The 23,820-nt window shown below is 69.2% G+C and carries 28 protein-coding genes; 18 read left to right on the top strand and 10 right to left on the bottom strand.

From position 1 onward, the window contains the following. Positions 1 to 13: 13 nt before the first annotated feature. On the bottom strand, positions 14 to 322 hold the full coding sequence (locus ACFPME_RS11460; protein ID WP_377305317.1) for a UBP-type zinc finger domain-containing protein: 309 nt from the start codon (positions 320 to 322) through the stop codon (positions 14 to 16). A 124-nt stretch (positions 323 to 446) separates the two neighbouring features. Between ACFPME_RS11460 and ACFPME_RS11455 the strand changes: the two genes are divergently transcribed. Beyond that, positions 447 to 1,163, top strand: a complete 717-nt coding sequence (locus tag ACFPME_RS11455) for an HAD family hydrolase (RefSeq protein ID WP_377305443.1) — start codon at positions 447 to 449, stop codon at positions 1,161 to 1,163. Positions 1,164 to 1,216: 53 nt separating this feature from the next. Here the strand turns inward: ACFPME_RS11455 and ACFPME_RS11450 are convergent, their stop codons facing one another. Next, a complete protein-coding gene (locus ACFPME_RS11450; RefSeq protein WP_377305315.1) occupies positions 1,217 to 1,495 on the bottom strand; it encodes a hypothetical protein in 279 nt (92 codons plus the stop codon). Between the two features lie 105 nt (positions 1,496 to 1,600). Here ACFPME_RS11450 and ACFPME_RS11445 point away from each other — a divergent pair, with 105 nt between their 5' ends. The 3 genes from ACFPME_RS11445 to ACFPME_RS11435 all read left to right on the top strand — a co-directional run bounded on the left by ACFPME_RS11445 (position 1,601) and on the right by ACFPME_RS11435 (position 3,651). Continuing rightward, positions 1,601 to 1,789, top strand: coding sequence for a CPXCG motif-containing cysteine-rich protein (locus ACFPME_RS11445; RefSeq protein ID WP_377305313.1), 189 nt, complete (start codon positions 1,601 to 1,603; stop codon positions 1,787 to 1,789). Continuing rightward, positions 1,782 to 2,324, top strand: a complete 543-nt coding sequence (locus tag ACFPME_RS11440) for a putative toxin-antitoxin system toxin component, PIN family (RefSeq protein ID WP_377305311.1) — start codon at positions 1,782 to 1,784, stop codon at positions 2,322 to 2,324. Before ACFPME_RS11445 ends, ACFPME_RS11440 begins: the two co-directional genes overlap by 8 nt. A 67-nt stretch (positions 2,325 to 2,391) precedes the next feature. Then, positions 2,392 to 3,651, top strand: coding sequence for a hypothetical protein (locus ACFPME_RS11435; protein WP_377305309.1), 1,260 nt, complete (start codon positions 2,392 to 2,394; stop codon positions 3,649 to 3,651). A gap of 9 nt (positions 3,652 to 3,660) precedes the next feature. Here the strand turns inward: ACFPME_RS11435 and pncA are convergent, their stop codons facing one another. After that, positions 3,661 to 4,311, bottom strand: coding sequence for a bifunctional nicotinamidase/pyrazinamidase (pncA, locus tag ACFPME_RS11430; RefSeq protein ID WP_377305307.1), 651 nt, complete (start codon positions 4,309 to 4,311; stop codon positions 3,661 to 3,663). 106 nt (positions 4,312 to 4,417) lie between these two features. On the opposite strand from pncA, the gene ACFPME_RS11425 reads away from it, so the two are divergent. Further along, positions 4,418 to 4,798: a hypothetical protein gene (locus tag ACFPME_RS11425; RefSeq protein WP_377305305.1), complete on the top strand. Its 381-nt coding sequence runs from the start codon at positions 4,418 to 4,420 to the stop codon at positions 4,796 to 4,798. Positions 4,799 to 4,895: 97 nt separating this feature from the next. On the opposite strand, the gene cls is transcribed toward ACFPME_RS11425, so the two are convergent. The 4 genes from cls to ACFPME_RS11405 form a co-directional block, all read right to left on the bottom strand. Further along, positions 4,896 to 6,284 carry a cardiolipin synthase gene (gene cls, locus ACFPME_RS11420; protein WP_377305303.1) on the bottom strand — a complete coding sequence of 463 codons (1,389 nt, stop codon included), beginning with the start codon at positions 6,282 to 6,284 and terminating at the stop codon, positions 4,896 to 4,898. 18 nt (positions 6,285 to 6,302) lie between these two features. Next, positions 6,303 to 7,685: an FAD/NAD(P)-binding protein gene (locus tag ACFPME_RS11415; protein ID WP_377305301.1), complete on the bottom strand. Its 1,383-nt coding sequence runs from the start codon at positions 7,683 to 7,685 to the stop codon at positions 6,303 to 6,305. A 28-nt stretch (positions 7,686 to 7,713) separates the two neighbouring features. Further along, entirely contained in the window at positions 7,714 to 8,292 is a 579-nt protein-coding gene (locus ACFPME_RS11410; RefSeq protein WP_377305299.1) for a cysteine dioxygenase, read from the bottom strand. Positions 8,293 to 8,432: 140 nt separating this feature from the next. Next, positions 8,433 to 9,098 (bottom strand): energy transducer TonB, encoded by a 666-nt coding sequence (locus tag ACFPME_RS11405; protein WP_377305297.1) that lies wholly within the window; start codon positions 9,096 to 9,098, stop codon positions 8,433 to 8,435. Positions 9,099 to 9,386: 288 nt separating this feature from the next. On the opposite strand from ACFPME_RS11405, the gene ACFPME_RS11400 reads away from it, so the two are divergent. From ACFPME_RS11400 to ACFPME_RS11390, 3 genes are read left to right on the top strand one after another with little or no spacing between them, the layout of a single operon-like run. Further along, a complete protein-coding gene (locus ACFPME_RS11400; RefSeq protein ID WP_377305295.1) occupies positions 9,387 to 9,626 on the top strand; it encodes a hypothetical protein in 240 nt (79 codons plus the stop codon). Positions 9,627 to 9,666: 40 nt separating this feature from the next. Beyond that, positions 9,667 to 10,335, top strand: a complete 669-nt coding sequence (trhA, locus tag ACFPME_RS11395; protein WP_377305293.1) for a PAQR family membrane homeostasis protein TrhA — start codon at positions 9,667 to 9,669, stop codon at positions 10,333 to 10,335. Beyond that, complete coding sequence (locus ACFPME_RS11390) at positions 10,332 to 10,709, top strand: TfoX/Sxy family protein (RefSeq protein WP_377305291.1); 378 nt, start codon at positions 10,332 to 10,334, stop codon at positions 10,707 to 10,709. The genes trhA and ACFPME_RS11390 overlap by 4 nt, the downstream gene beginning before the upstream one ends. Positions 10,710 to 10,766: 57 nt before the next feature. Here ACFPME_RS11390 and ACFPME_RS11385 read toward each other — a convergent pair whose 3' ends face one another. Both ACFPME_RS11385 and ACFPME_RS11380 read right to left on the bottom strand, forming a co-directional pair. Continuing rightward, positions 10,767 to 12,539 carry a DUF885 domain-containing protein gene (locus ACFPME_RS11385; RefSeq protein ID WP_377305289.1) on the bottom strand — a complete coding sequence of 591 codons (1,773 nt, stop codon included), beginning with the start codon at positions 12,537 to 12,539 and terminating at the stop codon, positions 10,767 to 10,769. 93 nt (positions 12,540 to 12,632) lie between these two features. After that, entirely contained in the window at positions 12,633 to 13,115 is a 483-nt protein-coding gene (locus ACFPME_RS11380) for a DUF456 domain-containing protein (protein WP_377305441.1), read from the bottom strand. Positions 13,116 to 13,227: 112 nt separating this feature from the next. On the opposite strand from ACFPME_RS11380, the gene ACFPME_RS11375 reads away from it, so the two are divergent. After that, positions 13,228 to 13,881, top strand: coding sequence for a protein kinase family protein (locus ACFPME_RS11375; RefSeq protein WP_377305287.1), 654 nt, complete (start codon positions 13,228 to 13,230; stop codon positions 13,879 to 13,881). A gap of 12 nt (positions 13,882 to 13,893) precedes the next feature. Here the strand turns inward: ACFPME_RS11375 and ACFPME_RS11370 are convergent, their stop codons facing one another. Next, positions 13,894 to 14,673: a ferredoxin--NADP reductase gene (locus tag ACFPME_RS11370; protein WP_377305439.1), complete on the bottom strand. Its 780-nt coding sequence runs from the start codon at positions 14,671 to 14,673 to the stop codon at positions 13,894 to 13,896. A 431-nt stretch (positions 14,674 to 15,104) separates the two neighbouring features. Between ACFPME_RS11370 and ACFPME_RS11365 the strand changes: the two genes are divergently transcribed. From ACFPME_RS11365 to ACFPME_RS11325, 9 genes are all read left to right on the top strand, one after another. Next, positions 15,105 to 16,082, top strand: a complete 978-nt coding sequence (locus tag ACFPME_RS11365) for a sigma 54-interacting transcriptional regulator (RefSeq protein WP_377305285.1) — start codon at positions 15,105 to 15,107, stop codon at positions 16,080 to 16,082. Between the two features lie 191 nt (positions 16,083 to 16,273). Then, positions 16,274 to 16,549: a hypothetical protein gene (locus ACFPME_RS11360; RefSeq protein WP_377305283.1), complete on the top strand. Its 276-nt coding sequence runs from the start codon at positions 16,274 to 16,276 to the stop codon at positions 16,547 to 16,549. Between the two features lie 36 nt (positions 16,550 to 16,585). After that, positions 16,586 to 18,103: a phage tail sheath subtilisin-like domain-containing protein gene (locus tag ACFPME_RS11355; RefSeq protein ID WP_377305281.1), complete on the top strand. Its 1,518-nt coding sequence runs from the start codon at positions 16,586 to 16,588 to the stop codon at positions 18,101 to 18,103. A 10-nt stretch (positions 18,104 to 18,113) separates the two neighbouring features. Further along, positions 18,114 to 18,641, top strand: a complete 528-nt coding sequence (locus ACFPME_RS11350) for a phage tail protein (protein ID WP_007514723.1) — start codon at positions 18,114 to 18,116, stop codon at positions 18,639 to 18,641. A gap of 5 nt (positions 18,642 to 18,646) precedes the next feature. Next, positions 18,647 to 19,378, top strand: coding sequence for a T4 family baseplate hub assembly chaperone (locus ACFPME_RS11345; RefSeq protein ID WP_377305278.1), 732 nt, complete (start codon positions 18,647 to 18,649; stop codon positions 19,376 to 19,378). Beyond that, positions 19,375 to 20,121: a hypothetical protein gene (locus ACFPME_RS11340; protein WP_377305276.1), complete on the top strand. Its 747-nt coding sequence runs from the start codon at positions 19,375 to 19,377 to the stop codon at positions 20,119 to 20,121. The genes ACFPME_RS11345 and ACFPME_RS11340 overlap by 4 nt, the downstream gene beginning before the upstream one ends. Further along, positions 20,118 to 21,362, top strand: coding sequence for a Pvc16 family protein (locus ACFPME_RS11335; protein ID WP_377305274.1), 1,245 nt, complete (start codon positions 20,118 to 20,120; stop codon positions 21,360 to 21,362). Before ACFPME_RS11340 ends, ACFPME_RS11335 begins: the two co-directional genes overlap by 4 nt. Beyond that, positions 21,359 to 23,536 (top strand): ATP-binding protein, encoded by a 2,178-nt coding sequence (locus tag ACFPME_RS11330; RefSeq protein WP_377305273.1) that lies wholly within the window; start codon positions 21,359 to 21,361, stop codon positions 23,534 to 23,536. The genes ACFPME_RS11335 and ACFPME_RS11330 overlap by 4 nt, the downstream gene beginning before the upstream one ends. Then, the gene (locus ACFPME_RS11325) at positions 23,533 to 23,820 is read left to right on the top strand and encodes a hypothetical protein (RefSeq protein WP_377305271.1); all 288 of its coding nucleotides are present in this window, start codon (positions 23,533 to 23,535) and stop codon (positions 23,818 to 23,820) included. The genes ACFPME_RS11330 and ACFPME_RS11325 overlap by 4 nt, the downstream gene beginning before the upstream one ends.

Below are 23,820 nucleotides of genomic sequence, written 5' to 3'. Positions count from 1 at the left end.
TGCACTCCGCAGGTCAGTAGTAGCGCGGGATCGGTCCGAGCTGCGGCGTCATCCGGTCGCGCAGGTCGAACATCACCTCATCCACGTAGCACCAGCCCCAGCCTTCCGGCGGGTCGTAGCCTTCGATGACCGGATGCCGGGTGCGGTGAAAGTGCTTGGTGGCGTGGCGATTCGGCGAATCGTCGCAACAGCCGACATGCCCGCAGGTGCGGCAAAGGCGCAGGTGCAGCCAGACATCGCCGGACTGCAGGCATTCTTCGCAGCCGCGGGCGCTGGGGGTGACATCCTGAATGCCGTCGAGATGGTTGCATCGGGTGGCCATCGAGAGACTCCATCGATTTCGGCGGGCCGCCGCGCATGACGGCGCGGTGGCCCGGACGTTTATCATAGGCCGACTTCGGCATCTGTTTCGACAGGACCAGGCGTGGATGAAAAAGGTTGACCGCATGTTGCAATTGATCGGTTTCGACGGCGACGACACGCTGTGGCACAGCGAGGGTTATTACCGGCAGGCGAACGAGGAATTTGCGGCGATCGTCGGACGCTACGTCGACCTCGCCGACAGCCACGTCCACGACAGCATGCTGGCCACCGAGCGGCGCAACCTGCAGCTGTTCGGCTACGGCGCCAAGGGCATGACCCTGTCGATGGTGGAAACCGCGATAGCGATCACCGGCGCGCGCGTGTCGACCGATGACATCCATCGGCTGGTGAACATCGGCAAGGCCGTGCTGCAGCACCCGGTGGAGCTGCTGCCAGGCATTCGCGCGGCGGTCGAGGCAGTGGCTGCGCGGCATGACGTGGTGCTGATCACCAAGGGCGACCTGTTCCATCAGGAGAAGAAGGTGGCGCAGTGCGGGCTGGCCGGGCTGTTCCGGCGCATCGAGATCGTGTCGGAGAAGAACGCCGATACCTACCGTCGCGTGCTGGCCGAGTTCGACCTGCAGCCGGCCCAGTTCGCGATGGTCGGCAACTCGCTGCGCTCGGACATCGAGCCGGTCGTGCGCCTCGGCGGCTGGGGCGTGCACCTGCCGTATCACGTGACCTGGGCGCACGAGCAGGAGCACGGGCTGGACGAGGACGAGCGGCATGTGATCACGGTGGATGCGCCATCGGCCATTCCTGCCGCGATCGCGCGGCTGGGCGAGCGCGCCGTGGCTTGAATAATCGTTCGAGGTGCGATGACCGGGCCCGTGCCTGCGCGCCGGGCGCAGGCTTACTCGGCGGGTTCGGCCGGCTTGTCGTCGTCGAAGCCGGTGTAGCCTTCGGGGAAGATCGGCGTGCCGTCTTCCTCCAGCCCCAGCATGTCGGCCAGCGCCTTGGCGGCGGCGGTCTCGGCGATGGTCCTGTCGCGAAAGCTGCGGTTTTCGCAGATCGCGAAATACACCGGAAAACCGTTTCCGCGCGGGGTGACTGCCAGGTACGCGGTATAGCGCGAGCCTTCGAGCGTGGCGCCGGAGCGGGCCAGGTAATTGTCGAACTCGCGCTCGGCCATAGGTGTCGTCCGGGACTGGTGGTGGCCCAGTGTATCGTCTGGCAGATGCGGCGCATCGCGCCGGCGGTCTGTGGCAAGCTCGCTGTCCCGCCCAGGTGCACGCCCATGCTCACGCCCTTCGACATCTCATGCCCGTATTGCGGCGAATCCATCGAGATCCTGGTCGATGCATCGGCCGGCGACCAGCAGTACATCGAGGATTGCCAGGTGTGCTGCCGCCCGATCACGCTGAGCATCCGGCTCGATGCCGACGGCGACGCGCAAGTCAGCGCGACAGCCGAGAACGATGCCTGAGCCCGGCACGCCGGGGGTTCCGGCAAACCCGTCCGGCCATGCCGCGATGCATCGGGTCGATACGTCGGTGCCGCTGATCGTGCTGGATACCAATGTGTGCCTGGATCTGTTCGTGTTTCGCGATCCGCTGTGTTCGCATCTGCTGGCGGCCTTGCAGCGAGGCGCCGTGCAGGCGGTGACGCGCGAGGACTGCCGCGACGAATGGCAGCGGGTGCTGCACTACCCGCAATTGCCGATCGACGGGCAGCAGCGGCCCGCGTTGGTGGCGGCGTTCGACGCGGTGATCCGGCTGCTGCCGCCGGAGGCATCGGCGTTGCGTGACGGCGCCCCGGCACTGCCGCGCTGCGCCGATCCGGATGACCAGAAATTCCTGGAACTGGCACTGGCGTCCGGCGCCCGCTGGTTGCTCAGCAAGGACAAGGAACTGCTGAAGCTGGATCGCCGCACCCGCGGCGCCGGGTTGTTCGCGATCCGGCTGCCGCAACTGTGGTCGATCGCCGAACTGCGACCGCGCGCTGCTTCGCCACCGGATTAGCGCTACCGGGGCTGTCGCGACGGCGGCGCTTGCGGCAAGATTCGCGCACAACACGAAGGAGATGGTCATGGACAGGGATGCTTCGGGTGGCACCTATCGCGGGCCGTCGTCGACGCCCGCTTCGCCGTATCCGCGCGCCTATCGCTATACGGCCGGCAGGCGTTTTTCCCTGTACCTGTTTGCAGCGATCCTGGCGGCCATCGGTGCATGGCTGATCGCGGTGCCGGTAGGTCAGCCGGCAGCGGCGGGAACATGGTTGTTGCTGGGCGGCGTCGGGCTGGTGTTGCTGGCTGGTTCCATGGCGGCGTCCGCCGCGTTGTCGCAGCTGATCCTGCGTGCCGATGCGATCGAGTTGCGCGGTCCCCTGCGCACCCGCGAACTGCGCCTCGTCGCGCTCGCCGGCCGCCGCCGGCAGGCCACGCGGGGCGGTTCGATCCTGCTGCTGGTGCCCAAGTCCGGGCGTGCGGTGCGGCTGGACTCGGGTATCCCGCGCGATCCCCTGCTCGATGCGTGGATCGATGCGCTGCCGGATCTGGATCTGCAGGAACGCGCGGCGTCGGAAGCGAAGCTGCTGGCCGACCCCGCCTTCGGCAGCAACCCGCAGGAGCGGCGGGCACGGCTCGCACGGACGCGACAACTCACCAAGGTCGCCAACGGCGCTGCCGTGGCGGTGCTGTCCTGGGCCTATCTGTATCCGCATCCGTATGCGCTGGCGATCGGATCGCTGGCGCTGTTGCCGTGGTGCGCGGTGCTCATCGTCATGCTGTCGCACGGGCTGATCGCGTTCGACACCCGGCGCAACGATGCGCGCCCCAACGTGGCGATGGTGCTGATGCTGCCGGGCATCGTGCTTGGCCTGCGCGCCATCCTGGACGTCCACGTGCTCGACGCCATGCCGGTGCTTGTCTACGGTTTCATCGCGGGCCTGCCGCTGGTGCTGGTGGCATGCACGATGGCGCCGCGCGATGCGGCGAAGCCATGGGGATTCCCGCTGATGTTGCTGCTGCTGGTCGCGCTGCCGTACGGCGGCGGCGGACTGCTGCTCGCCGATGTCGGGCTCGATCACCAGCCCGCGCAGGAGTTTCCCACCCAGGTACTGCGCAAGTACATCTCCACCGGCAAGCATTCCTCGCCGCATCTGGTGCTGGCGCCGTGGGGTCCGCAAGTGATGGGCGAGGACATGGCGGTGAACCGCGCCTACTACGCGCATGTCGACGAGGGCGCGAGGGTGTGCATGAGCCTGCACCCGGGCGCGTTCGGCGTGCGCTGGTACGCGTTGGGCGATTGTGCCGCCGCGCCGACGGCCGCGGCCACCCGGGCGCCCTGATCGCGCCGTTCAAGCCATGACGTGCGCCCCATCGACGATCGCGATGTCGCCCGTCCGCAGCGCGGCGCGGGTGGCATCGTCGCTGGCCGGCGTAACCGGGCGGCTGAGATCCCACAGCAGGCTGGCGCGAAAGCCGAGCTCCACGGCGTCCTGCGCGGTCCACAACACGCATACGTCGCGCGCCAGTCCGCACACGAACACTTCGTCCACGCCGCGCTCGCGCAACCAGCCGGCCAGGCCGGTGCTGGCGCGCGCGCCGGCCGGGCCATGGTTTTCGCGGAAACCGCTGTAGGAATCCACGGCCGGGGCGCTGCCCTTGCGGATCACCGCGTCCAGCGTCGACCAGTCGACCGCGGGGTGCAGCGCCGCCCCCGGGGTGTCCTGCACGCAATGATCCGGCCACAGCGTCTGCGGCTGGCTGTTGAGCGCGATCTGCTCGAACGGCGCACGCCCGGGATGCGAACTGGCGAATGACCTGTGGCCAGCCGGATGCCAGTCCTGGGTGGCCACGACGTGGGAAAACAGGCGCGAGCGCAGCAGGCGGTCAATGCCCGGCACGATGGCGTCGCCCTCATGGCAGGCCAGCGCACCGCCGGGCATGAAGTCCGGCTGCACGTCGACCACGATCAAGGCGGCACGGGGCGAAAGGGTACGGCTCATGCTGGTCTCCGCGAAAGGCAGGCGGAGTCTAGCGCGGCACGGCCATGGCCAGCCGGCGGCCGCAGGCATAATGCGAGGGACATCCATCGAAGGAAGCCGTCACCACATGCATTACGACCAGAGCTGGATGGGCTACGGCATTGTCGGCGGATGGGAAGCCGGAGCCCTGTCCGCGCTGGCGGGGCTGCTGCTGTTCGGCCTGTTCCACTGGGTGGGCCGGCGCAGCGGCTGGAGTTACGGCCCGCAGATCGGCTGGTCGTTCCTGCTGGCGATGCTGCTCACCGTCAGCGGTGATCTGTGGGATCTGTTCTATTTCAACTACGCACGGCTGCAGTCACTGCAACTGCTCAAGGCGAAACTCGCGCAGGTGCACGACCCGGACGGCATCGGCACGCGGGTGCTGTGCGAGCTGCTGGGCGTGACGGCTGGGATCTATGTCGGCTGGCTGCTATGCCGCCGCCGGCATGGTGATCGCCGGCCGGATTGAGGCCCGGGCTGTGGGGCGCCGGCAGGGCTGGCGAAGCTGGCGGCAAGCGGGAACACCCGCATGAGGAGGGGCGCACGACCGGCGCGGCGCAGCATGGCTAAAGCAGCGGATCGAACAGCCGCGCCACGTGCATCGCCACCCGGCGCAGGTAGGGCGCGTCGCGGTAGTCGCATTCGTCCACGGCACGGGCCTGGCTGAAGTCCGCGGTCAGCATGGCGGCCACATCGGCGGCGAAACCCGGGTCGACCGCCAGGGCGGCGACCTCGAAGTTGAGCCGGAACGAGCGGCTGTCCAGGTTCATGCTGCCGATGGCGGCGGTGTCGCGGTCGATCAGCATGACTTTCTGATGCAGAAACCCGGGCTGGTAGCGGAACACGCGGATGCCGGCGCGTACCGCGTGATGGGCATGCAGGGTGGAGGCCAGGAACACCGTGTGGTGGTCGGGCCGCGACGGGATCAGCACGCGCACGTCGACGCCGCGCAGCACGGCCAGTTGCAAGGCGGCGCGCACGGCGTGGTCGGGCACGAAGTACGGCGTGCTCAGCCACACGCGCTGACGCGCCGCGTTGATCGCCGCGGTGAAGAACAGCGAGCCGGTTTCCTGCGGATCGGCCGGCCCGCTGGCCACGATCAGCGCACTGGCATGGCCGTCGGCCGCCGGGGTCGGCAACAGCGGCGGCGGCGCGCCGGTGATCCATTGCCAGTCCTGCGCGAACAGTTGCTGGAGATCGCCCACCGCCGGTCCCTGCAGCTCCAGCTGGGTGTCGCGCCAGGGCGCCAGCGGGGACTTCAGGCCGAGATATTCGTCGCCTATGTTGAGCCCGCCGACGAACGCGCACGCGCCATCCACCACCACGATCTTGCGGTGGTTGCGGAAGTTCAGCTGCAGGCGGTTGCGCCAGCGATGCGTGGCGAACGGGTGGATCGCCACGCCGCCGGCGCGCAGCGTATCGACGTAGCGCTGCGGCAGCGCATGGCTGCCGATGCCGTCGAACAGCACGCACACGCGCACGCCCGCCGCCGCGCGTTCCAGCAGGATCTGCTGCAGCCGCCGGCCGAGCGTGTCGTCGTGGATGATGAAGAACTGCACCAGCAGGCAATGCCGGGCCGCGGCCATGGCCGCCAGCATGGCGTCGAACGCCGCGTCGCCGTCGATCAGCAGGCGCAGACGGTGGCCGCTGCGGAACGCGCGGCCCTGCAGCGCGCCGATTGCCGCGAAGCGGGCGCAACCCGGCTCGATCGGCGCATCCGGGGTTGCGGGAAGCGTGCGCGGCGGCGTTGCCGGGTACGTGGTGCGATAGCCGAGGAAGCGGCTGGAACCCAGATACAGGTAGGGCAGCAAGGTAAGGTAGGGCAGCAGTATCAGGCCAAGTGCCCAGCCGATCGCCCCCTGCGGCGTGCGCGTGTGCATCACCGCATGCATCGCCGCGAACACGCCGAGCAGGTGCAGCAGGACGATGCCGGAGGTGAGCGCGCTGGCGGTCATCGCGGCGCGGCGGGCCGGTCAGGGGGCCAGCAATTGATCGGCCAGGTGGCGTGCCTGCTGGCGAATCTCCGGCATCGCGGTGGACTCCCACAAGGTGCCGCGCAGCAGACTGCCGATGGCGAAAACATGGGCCCAGTGCGTCGGCGCTTCCCGGGTGCCATCGCGCTGCAGATGGCCGTCCGTATCGGCCAGCACACCCAGGCCCAGCGGGTCGGCCGCGATGTGCGCGTTGGTCAGCAGCTGGCTGATCAGCCGATGCGGGGTCCGCCGCACATCGGTGTTCAGGCCAACGGTCTGGATCACCAGATCGGCGGCCAGCGTTTGGGAGTGGCCGGCGTGGTCCAGGTGCAGCACCACGCCATCGCCGGCCACATCGACCGATTGCATGCGACCGCGCCGGCGCTGCAGCCGGCCGTCCCGCTCGAGTGCGGTGAGCGCGTCGCGGATCTGCGGCGGCATGCGGTGGCGAACGCGCTCCCAGGCCCAGCGCGCGTGGCGCATGAAACGCGCGCGTTGCTCCAGCGGCAGTTCGGCCCACAGGCCTGCGGAATGCGGACGCAGGCTGTCGACGATGGCGCGCCATCCGCTGCCCTCCTGCGTGGTCGCCTCGCGCAGCAGGTGCAGCCAGTGGCGGATGTCCGGCGTGTCGCGCATCGCCTCCACCAGTCCGGCGCTGTCGTCGGCCGGCGCGCTGGCGGCATGCAGGTGCGCCTCCGGCAGCAGGCCGTGGCGCGAGATCGCGGTGAATGTGGTCTGCGGCCAGTGCGCGGACAGTTCCAGCAGCACGTCGACCGCGGTCAGGCCCAGCCCTAGCACCACGACGTTGCGCGGCGGTTGCGGCCAGGCGGCGCGGTCGGCCAGCAGGCGCCACGGATCCACCACGTAGCGGCCGCTATCCAGCGCCGCCGCGCTGACGCCCGGCAGTGGCTGCGGCGGCAGCGCGCCCAGCGCCAGCACGGCGGCATCCACACGACGGCTCTCCTCGCCATGGATCACAGTGACGCCATCGCGTTCGGGTACCAGCGCGTCGGCGGCGAAAGGAATGATGTTGACGTCATGGCCGTGCGCCTTGCCCTGTTGCAGCGCGCGCGCCACCTCGGCTTCGAGGTAATCGCCGTAGCGGCGGCGGGGCAGGAAGTCGGTGCCGGCAATGGCCGGGTCATCGCGCTGCGCGAAATCCAGAAAACCGCGTGGCTTGCCGGCGAACATGCTCATCGACGCCGCCCGCACGTTCAGCAGGTGGCGCTCCGACGCGGTGCCATAAGCGACCCCGCGCGCGGAAGCTTCGCCGCCCGTATACCAGTCCAGGTGCAGCGACTGCGGCGACTGGCGCTCCAGCAATTCGCTGAGCAGCGTGGCGGCCGCGGCACCGCCGCCGATGATGGCGACCCGTCGAAACATGGAATCCCTCGGTTGAGTATCGTGCCGGTCAGTGCTGCAGGCGGCCGGCGAGGGCGCTGCGTTGCGGTTGGGCGATCCATCGCCCGGCCGGCTCCGCCTGTTCATAGGCGAAGTACTCCGCCAGATCGCCCCCGTAGACGTGGAGCGTGAGCGCCGCGTCGTAACGGGACAGGTTGCGGCAGCGATGCGCGCAATTCTGGTCGCCCTCGAACCAGGTGCCGTCTCCCGGCCCCAGCCAGTCGCGGCCCTGCATGCGCAGCTCGCCCGAAAGCGGATCGCGCGTATACGACTGCACTTCCACGGCGCCGTGCAGGGTCATCTCCAGGCCCCACAGCCCCGCGTGATCGTGCACCGGCGTGTGGTGATTCGGCGGCCATGCCATCACCAGCACGCTGATCGGCGGCTTGCTGCGTTCGGCCAGCAGCCAGCGCTCGAAGCCACGCTTGCGCGCAAGCAGCGGCGCCAGTCGCGTGGCCAGCGCGGCTGCATCCTGATGTACCACGCGGCCCAGCTCGCGCGCCATCGAGGCGAGGTCGGGCGATCCGGCGGCGGCATGTTCAAGCGCTATCGCGCGCAGGGTTTTCAGGGAGTGAAGATGCTTGCCCATGCGTGAAACCTGGCAGGGTGAATGGGCGCCAGTGGAGCATGCATATCGTTAAAGACGCGTAAGCCGAGGGGCCTCCGCGGCCCTGCCGACGTCGACGGTCGCGTCGGCAGGGAAAGCGTGGCCCGGATGGCCGCTGCATGTCATTCGCGCAGGTTGAAGTTCACCGGCACGCGGGCCCACGCGCGCACCGCGCGCCCGTCGACCATCGCCGGCTGGAAGCGCCAGCCCGCCAGCACCTGATCGCACGCGCTGCGGTCGAGCAGGGCATGGCCGCTGCCGTGCTCCACCAGCACCTGCAAAGGCTTGCCGCTTTCATCCACCAGCACGCGCAACAGCACCGCCCCATGCATGCGCTGGCGCAAGGCCACGGCGGGGAAGTGCAGCGGCGCCGAGCGATAGGCCAGGCTGGCCTCCACCGGCGCAGGCACCGCCGGGCCCGGTATGGCGTGGCCGGGCACCAAGGTGGGTTCGCTGTGCGGCGGTGCAGCGAGGCTGCCCTGCGCGGTGGGCGTCACCAGCGGCGGGCCGAGCGGCAGCGCGACCGGGTGAGCTTGCGGCAGCGCGGGTGGATGCGGCAGCGGCTTCAACTCGATCGGCGGCGGGGGCGGCAGAGCCGGGGGCGCCGTAATCAGGCGAACCTGCTGGACCGCGGCGGGCTGCTGGATCAGGGCGAGTTGCGCCGGGGTGATCGGCCGCGAGGCGATCACGAGCACGGCGAGGTTGAGTGCGATCGCAGCGCTGAGCGCAGCGATGCGTGCACTGTCGGGATGGGTACGATGAGCAACGGCCAGGCTTGCGGACGACATGGGCGACCTCCTGACAACGATGGGGTTGTGGCGGCAGTCGCGCTGCCTGAGCAGGGGGATCGCGCTGTCGCGATGGCAGCGTATGCCCGTCAGGCGCGCCCGTGCAAGTGGACGGATGGACGGCCATCGTGTGGCGACGGCAGCTGGGCCTGCGTGGGCTGGCAGGGCAGGACCCGACGGACCGGGACGCTGCGCCGCAAAAGATTTCGCCCGACCTCGCCGGCGGCGCGGCAGTTCCTGCAACAATCCGGGTTTCGGCAGTGGGCCGCGCAGACGGGAGAGCGACGCATGGGCATGATCAAACGGGCCTGCATGCTGGCGCTGATGTGCGGCGGGATGCTGCTGGGCGCGCCGGTGCGGGCCGGCGATCTTTCCTGCAAGATGAGTTTCCGGTTGTCCGGCTGGTCGGTGTTCTACAAGGCCGCCGAGACGCAGGCGCTGACCAAGGGCAACGTGCCGCTGGCGCTCAGCAGCGAGGGCAGCGGCTGGAACCTGGGCGTGGCGTCCGGCGCGTTCATCATCAAGTAGGCCGGCGTCGGGCGCCGTCCGATGTCGCCAGGAGCGATTCATGTCCCTACCATCCGGCGCGGTGATCCCGCGCTACCGTTTAGGCGACGAGCTCGCCAGCAGCCTCATCCATGGCGTCGGCATCGCGCTGAGCATCGCCGGGCTGGCCGTGCTGGCGGCAGTCGCCGCGCTGCATGGCAATGCGCTCACCGTGGTGGCCTGCGCGGTGTTCGGCACTTCGCTGGTGCTGCTGTACACCGCCTCCACCCTGTACCACTCGATTTCCGTGGCGGCGGCCAAGCCGGCGTTGCGTGCGCTCGACCACATCGCGATCTACGTACTGATCGCCGGCACCTATACGCCGTTCACCCTGATCGCGCTGCCAGGCGCCTGGGGCTGGAGCCTGTTCGTGGCGGTGTGGACGCTGGCGCTGGCCGGCAGCGCGCTTGAGCTTGGCCTGCTCAAGCGCTACCACAAGCTGGCGGTGCTGCTCTACGTGGGCATGGGCTGGATCGGCATGGTTGCGTTCGAGCCGCTCAGCAAGCACTTGCAGGCCGGCGGCACCGCGCTGCTGCTCGCCGGTGGCCTGGCCTATACGCTGGGCGTGCCGTTCTACCTGTGGCGGCGGCTGCCGTACCACCATGCGCTGTGGCATGTGTTCGTGCTGGCCGGCAGCGTGCTGCATTTCCTGGCGGTGCTGCTGTACGTGATTCCCGGCGCGCCGGCGTGAGCGTGCCGGTGACACTCGACGTCATGCGTGGCGAGCTTGAGGATGCGGCAGCGCATCTGGGCAGGCTGCACGACCTGCGCATCAGGCCGATGTTCGGCGGCCTGATGGCCTGGCTCGATGAAAGGCCCTGCGCCTGGCTGACGCCCGAAGGGCTGGCCCTGAAGCTGGCCCCCGCCGATCAACCGGCACTGCTGCAGCTGGCGGGGGCATCGCGGCTGATCGCCAAGCCAGGTGCGGCGCCGAGCCGGCACTACATCGTGCTGCCCGCGTCGCTGAGCCGCGACACCGTGCAACTCGCCGGTTGGCTGGCGAAGAGCGCGCGTGCGCCGGCGAGTTCGCGACCCTCCGTGTCGTCGCCGAGGCGGCATCGCTGACGCCGCGCCGGCATGCGGGTGGCAACGGCCGCAGGGCCATCGCCGCGCGATGATCGATCAGGGTTTGCGTCGTGCCGGCACGAACTGGGTGCGCACCGCTTCGGCAAGCTGTTGCGGTGGCAGCAGGCCCTGGCCGATCACGAAATCGTTGAATGCCATCCGGTCGAATGCCGGCCCCAGGGCCTGTTCGGTCTGCAGACGCAGTTGCTGCAGGCGCATGTAGCCGTAGAAATAGGCGGTGGCCTGGCCGGGCGAATCGAACGTGTAGCGATTGATCTCCTGCCGCGCCAATGCCTCGGACAGGCCAACGTCATGAACCAGCACGTCATGCGCGCGTTCGGGCGTGATCAGGCCCAGGTTGAGCATCGGGTCGAGCCAGGCGCGCGCCGCGCGCATCAACCGGTTCTGCAGCGCGATGAACTGACCCGCCGGCGGTTCGTACGGCAGCATTTCCGCCTCGGCGTACAGCGCCCAGCCTTCCACGTTGACGCTGTTGAACGCGAACAGGCTGCGCGCCAGCGACACGCCGCGCTCGACCATCGCGGCGAACTGCAGTTCGTGCCCCGGCCGGCCCTCGTGCGCGGTGAGCGTCCACGCGGCCGCCTTGAACGTGAAATCGTCGTAGGCCTGGCTCTTGTCGCCGGTCGTACCCGGGTTGCCCATGGTCAGCACGAAAGTGCCCTGCTCGCCGTGGTTGTTGACGAACGGCGGCGGGTCCATGTGCGGTGCAGGCACCTGTGCCGCCTCGGCCTCCGAGGCCAGGCGCATCTGCATCTTGCGTTGCGGCAGGGTGACGATGTGTTCTCGCCGGATGATCTGCTCGATGCGCCCGAGCACCTCGTGGTACCACGGCACCACCCGGTCCTTGCCGAGCTGCTGTTTCTTCAGCGCCTTCAACACGTCGCGGTAATCGGTGGCGTCGATGCCTTCGGCCTTCGCCACGGTCGGAGCCAGCACCTGCAGCATGCCGCGCAGCTCGACGAACTCCAGTTGCGCCTGCTGGATCAGCTGCTGCGGTGGAATGTCGATGCCGACCTGCCTGAGGTTGTAGGCATAGAGCGGTTCGGGCAGGCGGAAATCGGTGCGGGCGCGCGGCAGCACGGTGCTGCGTACCCAGCTGTCGTACGCCTTCAGCTGCGTGTCGAGCGCATCCAGCGCGGCCTTGCCGTCGGCATCGTCAAGCTTGTACTTGGCGAACAGCTGGCGGATGCCGTCGACATAACGCCGGCTGTTGGCCAGCTTCTGTTCCACTTCGCCCCTGTAGGGACCGAGCAGCGCCTTGTCGCCGAGCCTGGCGGTGGTCTGTGCCCTGGCCAGGTCGGTGATGGGCGTGCAGCCCGGTGCCTTGCCGACGTAGCACTGAAGCCGCTTCAGCGCGGAGGGGCGCCGCGCGGCGGCGACGTCGTCCTTCAGCAGTCCAAACTCGCCGCTGAAAACCAGCTGGCCGACATCGTTGTAGGGCAGCAGGTATTTCCGGTTGAGATCGATGCCCTCGATCTGCTCGTCGGCGGCCTTGACCAGAATCTGCAGGTCCTGCCGCACATTGATGTCCTGCTCCGCGGCCAGCCGTGCCTGCAGCTTTCCCTTCGCGGCGACCAGTGCGGCGCGCGAGCGTTCGTCCACACCCGGCTTCAGATCGGCCACCTTGTCGTCGTAGCCGGCCACGCCAAGTTGCGATGCGGATTCCGGGCTGAAGCGCACGATCTCGTCGAGCAGGATCTTCGAATCAGCGTCGCTGCGTGCGATCCATGCGGGCGGTGCGGTCTGCGCGCGCGCTGCACCGGCAGCGACAAGCGTGGCGGCTAAGGCGACAACGAGGCGTCTGGACATGAGGTGATGGCTCCCTTGGATGGCTCACCCTAAATGGCTGTCGCCATGCACGCCATGTGCCGAAGGTCGGGGCGAAACAAGTTCACGCCGCACTTAGCCGAACAGCATCGCCAGTCCGAACAGCCCCACCATCACGAACGAGAGCACCAGCTTGATCAGCGTGCCGAACAGCAGGCCTAGCCAGGTGCCGATGCCGACATGCGCCGATCTCAGCACGCTGGTGCCGGACGCCAGCTCGCCGGCGAGCGCGCCCACGAACGGGCCGAACAGCAGGCCGGGGATGCCGAAGAACATCCCGACCAGGGTGCCAAGGCTGGCGCCCCACAGGGCCAGCTTGCTGGCTCCCACGCGTCTGGCGCCGAGCGTGCTGGCAACGAAATCCACGATGACCCCGACGCCGCCCAGCGCACCGATGATCAACAGCCACCACAGGCCCAGGTGCTGATAATCGTCCAGCGCCGCCACCAGCCAGATCCCGCCGAACAGCATCGGTATGCCCGGCAGCGTCGGCAGCACCGAACCGGCCAGGCCGCCCACGATCAGCAGCGCAGCGAGCACGTACAGCGTGATTTCCAGCATGGAGGACCGTCGCGTGATCTGGCGGCGCAGTTGCCGCAGGTCGCACAACCATAACCGGTTGGGACACTATGGCGGCCAGTGGCGTGCCGTTCGCGCCCATCGGAATCCCGTGGATACTGCCCAACCCATCCTGCTCAAGGCCGACGAACTGGGCCGCATCGAGATCATCGAACGCGACGGCATGCGGATGATTCGCCGCGACGTCGCCGCGGCCCGCTGGTGGGCACGACTGTTCGCCCGTCGCGCGGCGGCGCGCGAAGCGCGCGCCTTGATCCGCCTGGCGGCTATCGACGGGGTCCCCGCGCTGCTGGGCTGGGATGGTCGCGAACTGTTGCGCGGCTACATCGTCGGTGCGCCGATGCAGCAGGCGCAACCGCGGCAGCGCGGCTACTACCGCGACGCGTTGCGCCTGCTCGCGCAGTTGCATCGCCGCGGCATCGTACACAACGATCTGGCCAAGGAGCCGAACTGGCTGGTGCGCGCGGACGGTTCGCCGGCCCTGGTCGACTTCCAGATCGCCTGGACGCGCGGGCGCCGGGGGCGGTTGTTCCGCCTGCTGGCGCGCGAGGATCTGCGTCACCTGCTCAAGCACAAACGCACCTATTGCGCCGCGGCGCTCAGCGCGCGGCAGCGGGCGATCCTGGAAACCCCGGCACTGCATTCGCGTTTGTGGCGCGCCACCGGCAAGCGCCTGTACAAGCTGATCGCCCGGCGCGTGTTCGGCTACTGGGACAACGAAGGCCAGGGGCGAGTGCGCGATTGAAGCCGTGCCGCCTCACTTCTCGACGAAGGCGCGCTCGATCACGTAGTCGCCCGGCTCGCGCGTGCGTGGCGAGGGCTGGAAGCCGCGGCCCTCGAGCAGGCCGCACAGGTCGTCCAGCATCGCCGGGCTGCCGCACAGCATCACGCGGTCGGTTTGCGGGTTCAGCGGCGGCAGGCCGATCGCCTCGCTCATCACGCCGTCGACAATGGCGTCGGTGATGCGGCCGCGATGTCGAAACGCCTCGCGCGTGACGGTGGGGTAATAGATCAGTTTCTCGCGCACCAGCTCGCCGAGGTACTCGTGCTGCGGCAGTTCGTGTTGCAGATAGTGCGCATAGGCGAGGTCCTCGATGCGGCGCACGCCGTGGGCCAGCACGACGCGGTCGAAGCGCTCGTAGGTCTCCGGGTCGCGCACGATGCTGAGGAACGGGGCCAGGCCGGTGCCGGTGCCGAGCAGGTACAGGTTCTTGCCGGGCTTCAGATCGTTCAGTACCAGCGTGCCGGTGGGCTTGCGCGTGACGATCAGCGGATCGTCCGGCTTGAGGTGCTGCAGGCGCGAAGTGAGCGGGCCGTTGGCGACCTTGATCGAGAAGAACTCCAGGTGTTCCTCCCAGCTGGCGCTGGCGATGGAATACGCGCGCATCAGCGGACGGCCGTCCGTTTCCAGCCCGATCATCACGAACTGGCCGCTGTCGAAACGGAAACCGGGATCGCGCGTGGTGCGAAAGCTGAAAAGCGCGTCGTTCCAGTGCCGCACGTCGATCACGTGCTCGGTTGCCATTGCCACCATGATGGGGTCGTCTCGTGGTTGCCGCGTGGAGCGGGGAAATCTGCCTGCTCAGCCACCCGGCGTTCCGGCGGCGAGACTGGAGGGGGAGGTGTCGCCGCCGCGCGTCTGCGAGTGTCCGCATGGCCGCGATGACGACGGCCTAAGGATACGCGAGCGGGTGTTCGGGCGGGAGTGCCGGTGCCGTAACCGGCGTCTGTCCGGGGTGCTGCCGGCGATGCAACGCTTCGAGAGTGGCCAGGCATCAAGCCGGCCGAGCCTGTCACTTCGCCGGGGACATTCTTGAACTACGACGTTGAAGCTGCGCATACTTCCATCGTTGCTCCGGCTTGGCGCGCCACGGCCAGATCGGAAGGGATTACCGAGGGGGATTCCGTTGCGCGCCGTTGATGGCGCGTCGGGTTTCTTGATGGTGACTTCGGGGACGGATGATGCCGATGCTCGGCCAATCCCAGGCAATCCAGGCAATACGCGCGCAACTGCAGCGCTACGCCAGTTGTGATGTGCAGGTGCTGATCGAGGGCGAGACCGGTACCGGCAAGGAGCTGGCGGCGCGGGAAATCCATTACGCCAGCGCGCGTCGCGACCATCCGTTCGTACCGGTCAATTGCGGCGCGATACCCGACAGCCTGATCGAGAACGAGCTGTTCGGCCATGATCGCGGGGCCTTCACCGATGCCAAGGGTGCCCAGCCCGGGCTGATCGATCACGCGCGCGGCGGCACGCTGTTCCTGGATGAGGTCGATGCGCTCTCCGACAAGGGCCAGGTGACCCTGTTGCGCTTCCTGCAGGACAACGAGTACCGGCCCGTCGGCGGCGGCGCCGCGCGCGTGTCGGATGCCCGCATCATCGCGGCGACCAATGCCTGCCTTGAGCAACAGGTGGCGGCCGGGCGATTCCGCCGCGACCTGCACTATCGCCTCCATGCGCTGTATCTGCGGTTGCCGCCGCTGCGCGAGCGCGACGATGACGTGGCCCTGCTGGCCGCGCACTTCATCGAAGCCGTGGCGGCGCGACTGCATGGGCCGGCCAAGTGCTGGGGCGAGGACGCGATGCAGGCGCTGGCCGCGTACGCCTGGCCGGGCAATGTGCGCGAACTGGACAATGTCGCGCTGCGTGCCTACATGTGTGCCGACGGGGCCGTGATCGGCCTGGCCGAACTGCTCGCGGCGGAGCCGGCGTTCGCCGGGACGGCGGCCATCCCGGACTGCCGCGCGAATGCGCCGTCGCTCGGTTTCAGCGCCGCCAAGACACACGCCATCCGCAAATTCGAGCACGACTACCTCACCGATCTGATGCAGCAAGCCGGCGGCAACATCAGTGCCGCCGCTCGCCTGTCCGGTACCGAGCGCCGGCAGCTCGGCAAGCTGCTGCGCAAGCACGGCATTGGCACGCAGCAGTTTCGTCCCCACTGACCGGCGTCGATCCATCCGCCAGGGCCGTGTGCGACCCGGGTGCAATTGCTCCCATTGCGCCTGCAAATCGGGTCAGTCCTGACCCGGAGGTCCGCCACGAACGCGACCAGGATCGCGGCGTCAGGCCGTTTCGGCCGATCCCACGACTGGCATGTTCATTGCCAGCGTCTCCGTGTGTGCAGAGAGGTGTCATGACGAAACAACCGTGCACAGAGACCGCGGAAGACCAGGGTGAGATCGAATCTTCGGTACTCGCGTATCTGCACCGTCACCCGCAAGCCGCGGACACCCTGCGCGGCATCGTCAACTGGTGGTTGCCGCAACAGCGTTATGAAAGTGGCTGCCAGCGGATCGAGCGGGTGCTGAGCGAGCTGGTGGCCCGTGGCGTGCTGCGACGCGATCCACTGCCCCACGGTGATGTGCTGTACGCGCTGAACCGTCCCGCTGGGCCACCGCAGTCGCCGTGACTGCATCGAGCGTTTCCACGACGGAGGACCGATCCCATGCCATCTGCGCTCACCTATCCGGGCGTCTACATCGAGGAAATCCCCAGCGGCGTGCGCACGATCACCGGGGTGTCCACGTCGATCGCGGCCTTTGCCGGCTGGGCGCCGCTCGGCCCGACCGATCGTGCGGGGCTGGTGCTCGGCTTCACCGATTTCGCGCGCAAGTACGGCGGCCTCGACAGCCGCAGTGTGCTCGGCTACGCGGTCAACCAGTTCTTTGCGAACGGCGGCCAGCAGGCCTACATCGTGCGTCTGGTCGACGCCACCGCGAAGGCGGCCAAGGTGACCCTGGACGGCAAGCTGCTGCTCACGGCCCGCAGCGAAGGCCTGTGGGGGAACGACTTCGCCGTCGTCATCAAGAAGTCGACCTTCGATGCCGCGAGGTTCCGCCTGACCGTGGCGAAGTGGTCGGCCGATCCGGCCGGGGTGGCCGTGGAGGTATTCGACAACCTGTCGATGAAGTCCGATGACGCGCGCTTCGTCACCAGCGTGCTGGCGAATCAGTCGGCTTATGTCACCGCCGCCGTGCAGGGTGGTGCCACCGATCCGCCGGCGGATACTGCCGCCGGCAACATTCCCGACGCGGCGAAGCTGACGGGGGGCATCGATGGCGCGGTGCTGGCGCCGAACGATCCCGCGTTCGAGACCGCGCTGCAACCGGTATCCGGCACCGGTGGCCTGTATCAGCTCGATCGCGTCAACCTGTTCAATCTCCTGTGCGTGCCCGGCGAAACCAGCGCCGGCGTGATCTCCAGCCTGCAGAAGTTCTGCCGCGACCGGCGTGCGTTCCTGATCGCCGACAGCGCCGACGGCGCCACCCTCGACGCGCTGGAGAACGGCCCCGGCGGCATCACTGGCGACGATGCGATCAACGCGGCGTTCTATTACCCGTGGATCACCGCCGCCGACCCGCTGCAGCAGAACCGACCGCGCGCGTTTCCGCCGTGCGGTTTCGTGGCCGGCATCTATGCGCGCACCGATGCCACACGCGGCGTGTGGAAGGCGCCCGCGGGCAGCGAGGCCAGCGTCACCGGCGCCCTGGGCGTCAGCGCGATGCTCACCAACAACGAGAACGGCGTGCTCAATCCGCTGGCGATCAACTGCATCCGCACCTTCCCGGTCTACGGCACCGTGGTCTGGGGCGCGCGCACCTTGCAGGGCAACGACGAGCGGGGCTCGGAGTGGAAGTACGTGCCGGTGCGGCGCACCGCCCTGTTCATCGAGGAGAGCCTGTACCGCGGTACCCAGTGGGTGGTGTTCGAGCCGAACGACGAACCGCTGTGGTCGCAGATCCGCCTCAACGTGGGCGCCTTCATGCAGAACCTGTTCCGCCAGGGCGCGTTCCAGGGCAAGACCCCGAACGATGCGTACTTCGTGAAGTGCGACAAGGAAACCACCACGCAGAACGACATCAACCTCGGCATCGTCAACATCGTGGTCGGCTTCGCGCCGCTCAAGCCCGCCGAGTTCGTGGTCATCCAGCTGCAGCAGATGGCCGGGCAGATCCAGACCTGAGGACACATCCATGGCTCAGTTCAGCGTCAATGCGCAGCGCTTCGATCCGTACAAGAACTTCAAGTTCCGGGTGAAGTGGGACGGCCGCTACGTGGCCGGCATCAGCAAGGTGTCGGGCCTGAAGCGCACCACCGAGGTGGTCAAGCACCGCGAGGGCGGCGACCCCAGCAGCACGCGCAAGTCGCCCGGGCGCACCGAGTACGAGGCGATCACCATCGAGCGCGGCGTCACCCACGACACCGAGTTCGAGAAGTGGGCGAACAAGGTGTGGAACTTCGGCGCCGGGCTCGGCGCGGAAGTCTCGCTGAAGGACTTCCGCAAGGACCTGATCCTCGAGGTCTACAACGAGGCCGGCCAGCTCGCGCTCGCCTACAAGCTGTATCGCTGCTGGGTCTCGGAGTACCAGGCGATGCCGGACCTGGACGCGAACGCGAATGCGGTGGCGATCCAGCACCTGAAGCTCGAGAACGAGGGTTGGGAGCGCGACGTCGGCGTGCCGGAGCCGGCCGAGCCGAGCTTCACCGTACCCGCCGGCTGAGCGCCATGCACACGCCCACGCCCGCGCAGCTGCTGCAGGTCTGGGAACGCGGGGGCGACCCGTCCGCCGCGGCACGCGGACTGTTGCTGCTCGGCTGCAGCTGCGACGAATACTCCGCCGAAACGCAGGCGGCCTTGCCGCTGGGCCGGCGCGATGCGCTGCTGCTGGAGTTGCGCGAGCGCCTGTTCGGCGCCGCGATCGACGCGGTGGCGACATGCCCGCAATGCGCGGCCACGGTCGAGGCCACGTTCCGCTGCGATGACCTGCGGCTGCCGGATGCGGAAGCCGCCGCTACGCTGGAACATGCCGCGCACGGCATCCGCGTGCAGTTCCGCCTGCCCGACAGCCGCGACCTGCTGGCATTGGAAAACTGCGGCGATGCCGGGGCCGCGCGCGCGCTGCTGCTCGAGCGTTGCGTGCTCGCCGCGCAGCGTGGCGGCGAAGCGCGGGAGCCGTGCAGTTTGCCGCACGAGCTGCAGGCGGAGATCGCGCAGGCGATGGCGCAGGCCGATCCGCAAGCCGACCTGCAACTGGCGTTCCGCTGCCCGGACTGCGGTCACGAATGGCAACCGTTGTTCGATATAGCGCGCTTCCTGTGGCAGGAGCTGCACGCCTGGGCGCTGCACATGCTGCGCGAGGTGGACACGCTGGCGCAGGCCTACCACTGGGCCGAGGCCGACATCCTCGCGCTGAGCCCGCGCCGCCGCCAGGCTTACCTGGAGCTGTGCACGCCATGAGCGATTTCCTCGACCGGCTGGCGGCACGCGCGATCGGCAGCGAAACCACGCTGGCGCCGCGGCTGCCATCGCTGTTCGAGCCGCTGCAGCGCGCGCCGATCATGCCGCCGGCCGATGTAGACGAGGCGCCGCCGGACCGGCGCAATACCGCACCTGCCATGCGCGCGGTGCCGGTGGAGGCGCCGACAAGTGTCACGCCCGCGAGCACGTCGGCGCCGCCGGCCGCAGTGCCCGTCATGCCCATCGAGCACGTGGCGGCGGCGGGGTCGGCAAGCGCTGCCACGAGCGCAGCGCGGCACGCCTCGGCACCGTTGATCGTCAGCGAGCGGGCCGCCACGCCCGCCGTCGACCGTCCCGCAGCGCCATCCGTGTCGGTGCGTCCGGCCATGCCCGCATCGCCGCTGCCGGTCCAGCCGCAGCGGGCGCGCGTCGCGCCGGATCGGCAGGAAACGGCGCGGACGCCGGCGTCGAACGGCGTGTTGTTGCCCGCGCCTGCGCCGGTGTTTGCCGTAACGCTTGCGGCGCCCGCACGACCCGGGCGCACCGTCGCCGCGCGGGCCGCGTCGGCGCGAACCGAAGGCAAGGCTGATGCAGCGGGCGAGCCGGTGGTACACGTCAGCATCGGCAGGCTCGAAGTGCGCGCCGCGCCGGCCGCCGCCGCGGCGTCGCGGCGGCGCGACGGTCCGCAGCCCGGCAGCCTCGATGAGTACCTGCGCCAACGCGGCGGCAAGGCCTCGCCATGAGCAACGTGCTGGCGATTGCCGCGACCACGCGCACGCTGCGCAACCTGCTGCTGGCGCAGGTGCCGGTGCTGGATGCGGAACTGAGCGACCTGGAAGTGACCCTGCAGCCGCCGGACGTGGCGCGCAGGGGCATAAGCAAGGCGCAGCTCAACCTGTTCCTGTACCAGGTGGTCGCCAATGCCGCCTGGCGCAACCTCGACCTGCCCGGGCAAGTGCGTCCCGGCGAGACCGCGCCGCCGCCGCTGGCGCTGAACCTGCACTACGTGATCACCGCCTGGGGCCGCGGCGAAAACGACAACGATGCGATCAGCCACCGCGTGCTGGCCGCCGCGATGAGCACCCTGCACGACCGCGGCGTGCTCGACGGCAACGACATCCGCAATGCGCTGCCAGACAACGACCTGGCCAGCCAGGTCGAGCGCGTGCGGGTCACCCCGCTGGCGCAGAGTGTGGACGAGCTGTCCCGGCTGTGGACCGCGTTCCAGACCAACTACCGCGCCTCGGCCGTCTACGAGGCGGCGGTGGTGCTGATCGACGGCCAGGCGGCGATGCGCGCGCCGCTCCCGGTGCTGCGGCGCGGACCGCAGGATCGCGGCGTGATCGCCGCCGCGTCCGCCGCCGCGGTGCTGGACGCGCTCGACTACCCGCGCCATCAGGCTGCCGTGCGCCTCGGCGAGGACATCGTGCTGAACGGTCGCCGGCTCGTGACGGATCACGCGCTGGCCCGCTTCAGCAGCCTGCGCCTGGACGTGCCGATCGATCTCGCGCCGCTGCCCGGCGACGCGGCCGGCACGTTGCGCGTGCATCTCGCCGACACCGCCGACGATGCCGACGCCGTCGCGCGCTGGGCGCCGGGCATCTACACCGTGGCCCTGCTGGTGCAGCCGCCAGGACTGCCGCCGTTGCTCAGCAACGAGCTGCCGCTGGTGCTGGCGCCGCGCATCACGCTCGGCTCGCTCGCCGCCGCGGCCGGCGACTTCGCCTTGAACCTGACCTGCACGCCACGCATCCGCGACGGCCAGCGCGTGTTCCTGCTGTTCGGCGATCGCCTGCTGGCGCCGGCCAGCCTCGGCAATCCGGCCGATACGCACCAGCCGACCGCGCTGGTCTTCCAGCTCACCGGCGTGGCCGCGGGCAGGTACACCGTGCGCCTGCGCGTGGATGGCGCCGACAGTATCCCGGTCGACTTCAGCGGCAGCGCGCCCGTGTTCGCCGTGGACCAGCAGGTGGTCGTGTCATGAACGACTACGCAGCCTGGCTGGAAGCGAACGACCATTACCTCGCCGCGGCGCTGGCGGATCTGCGCGCGCGGTTGCAGCGCGCCGCACAGTCGCAGGACGTCTCCGCCGCGGCCGCCCCGGTGCCGGTCGCGGCAGCCACCGCGCTGATGGAGTCCGCGCCGGCGGTGAGTGCGCCGAGCGGGCCGCGGCATTCCTGGTTCGCGCGGATGTTCAGCAGCCAGCCGGCGCGCGCGCCAGTGAAGGTCATCGGTCCACCGCCGCCGGCGCAGCCGATCGTCGTCGAAGTGCCCGATGCCGGCACGGCAGCAACCGATGCCGCGGCGTCGCCAGCCAACAGCGTCGCCGATGACAGCAAACACACACCGGCACTGAGCGTGCTGGCGAGCCGGCTCGGCCTGTCCGCGTTCGAACGCGAGCTGCTGTTGCTGTGCATCGGCATGGAACTGGACACGCGTCTGCCTGCGCTGTGCGCACTGGCCCAGCACGATCCCGCCAGGCCGTATCCCACGTTCGCACTGGCCTTTGCGGTACTGGACGAGCCGAGCTGGGATGCCTTGTCGCCGGAGCGGCCGCTGCGCTACTGGCGCCTGCTCGACATCCACCAGCCCGGCGCGCAGCCGCTGATCGGTGCGGCGCTCGGCGCCGACGAGCGGGTGGTCAACTTCGTCAAGGGCATGAACTACCTGGACGACCGGCTGACGCCGCTGCTCACCGCATTGCCGCCGGCCACGCTGCCGCCGTCGCAGCAGGCGATCGCCGACCAGCTGCTGGACAGCCTGCACCACGTGCCGCCGGGCGAGCCGCTGCCGCTGGTGCAACTGCTGGGCAGCGACAGCGTCAGCAAGCAGGCGATCGCGCAGGCGATCGCCGCCGCGTTCGGCGCGCAGGCGTACCGACTCTCGGCCGAGCTGTTGCCCGCCGCGACCGCCGAACAGGAAATCCTGCTGCGGCTGTGGCAGCGCGAAAGTCAGCTGCTGCCGCTGGCGCTGTACCTCGACGCCGCCGAGGTCGAGCGCGGCGACGCCACCGCCATGCTGGTCAAACGCTTCCTTGCCCGTGCCGGCGGACTCACCTTCGTCGATGCGCGCGAACCGTGGGCGAGCGCGTCCACGCATGCGCTCAGTGTGGACGTGGCCAAACCCACCGCGGTCGAGCAGCGCGCGCTGTGGCAGCGGCTGCTCGGCGACGCTGCCGGCGCGCAGCCGCAGCAGCTGGCCGGCCATTTCGATTTCAACCTGGGCCGCATCGAGCAGATCGCGCACGGTGCGCTGGCGGCGGCCGAGGGCAAGCCCGCCGCGCTGGCGCGGACGCTGTGGCAGGGCGCGCTGGCGCAGACGCGGCCGGCGCTGGACCAGCTCGCCCAGCGGATCGAGCCGAAGGCCGGCTGGGACGACCTGAAACTGCCCGACAGCGAGAAGGCCCTGCTGCGCCAGATCGCCGACCAGGTCGGCCAGCGCACGACCGTCTATGACGACTGGGGTTTCCGCCAGCGGATGAATCGCGGGCTGTCGATCAGCGCGCTGTTCACCGGCGAAAGCGGCACCGGCAAGACCATGGCGGCGGAAGTGCTGGCGCGCGAACTGGGCCTGTCGCTGTACCGCATCGACCTGTCGGCGGTGGTCAGCAAGTACATCGGCGAGACCGAGAAGAACCTGCGCAAGCTGTTCGACGCGGCCGAGGACGGCGGCGCGATCCTGTTCTTCGACGAGGCCGACGCACTGTTCGGCAAGCGCAGCGAAGTGAAGGACAGCCATGACCGCTACGCCAACATCGAGGTGAACTACCTGCTGCAGCGGCTGGAGTCGTTCCGCGGGCTGGCGATCCTGGCCACCAACATGAAGGGCGCGCTGGACAGCGCGTTCCTGCGCCGGCTGCGCTTCGTCATCAACTTCCCGTTCCCCGGCACGGCCGAGCGCCGCGCGATCTGGGCCTCGGTGTTCCCGGCGCAGGCGGCGGTGGGCGCGCTGGACTTCGACCGGCTGGCACGGCTCGCACTCACCGGCGGCAGCATCCAGGGCATCGCCCTCAACGCCGCATTCATGGCGGCCAAGGCTGGCGTGTCGATCGGCATGCCGCTGCTGCTGGATGCCGTGCGCACCGAATACCGCAAGCTGGACAAGCCGATCAACGAGGCGGACTTCCGCTGGCTGGAAAGCGCCGGAGGCAAACCGTGAGCATCGAGCTGCACATCGAGCGGCTGGTGATCGACGAAGCCGCGCTCGGCGGCGAGCGCGCTGCAGACGTGCGTGCCGCGATCGAGCGCGAGCTGGCCCGGCGGCTGGCGCAACCCGGCGCCGTCGACGCGCTGCGCGGTCTCGGCGCAGTGGCCACGCTGCCGCCGGCGACGCTGCCGACTGCCGGCCACCCGCACGAGCGCCTCGGCGTGCGCATCGCGACGGCGGTGCAGCATGGCCTCGGCATCCCTCCCGCCGCGCGCGTCGCGGGCAAGGAGCAGTGA

This window comes from Rhodanobacter umsongensis (genome assembly GCF_042654965.1).
Lineage (GTDB): Bacteria > Pseudomonadota > Gammaproteobacteria > Xanthomonadales > Rhodanobacteraceae > Rhodanobacter > Rhodanobacter umsongensis.
Note: the sequence above shows the minus strand (reverse complement) of the source record. Positions and strands in the feature narration are given on the sequence as shown.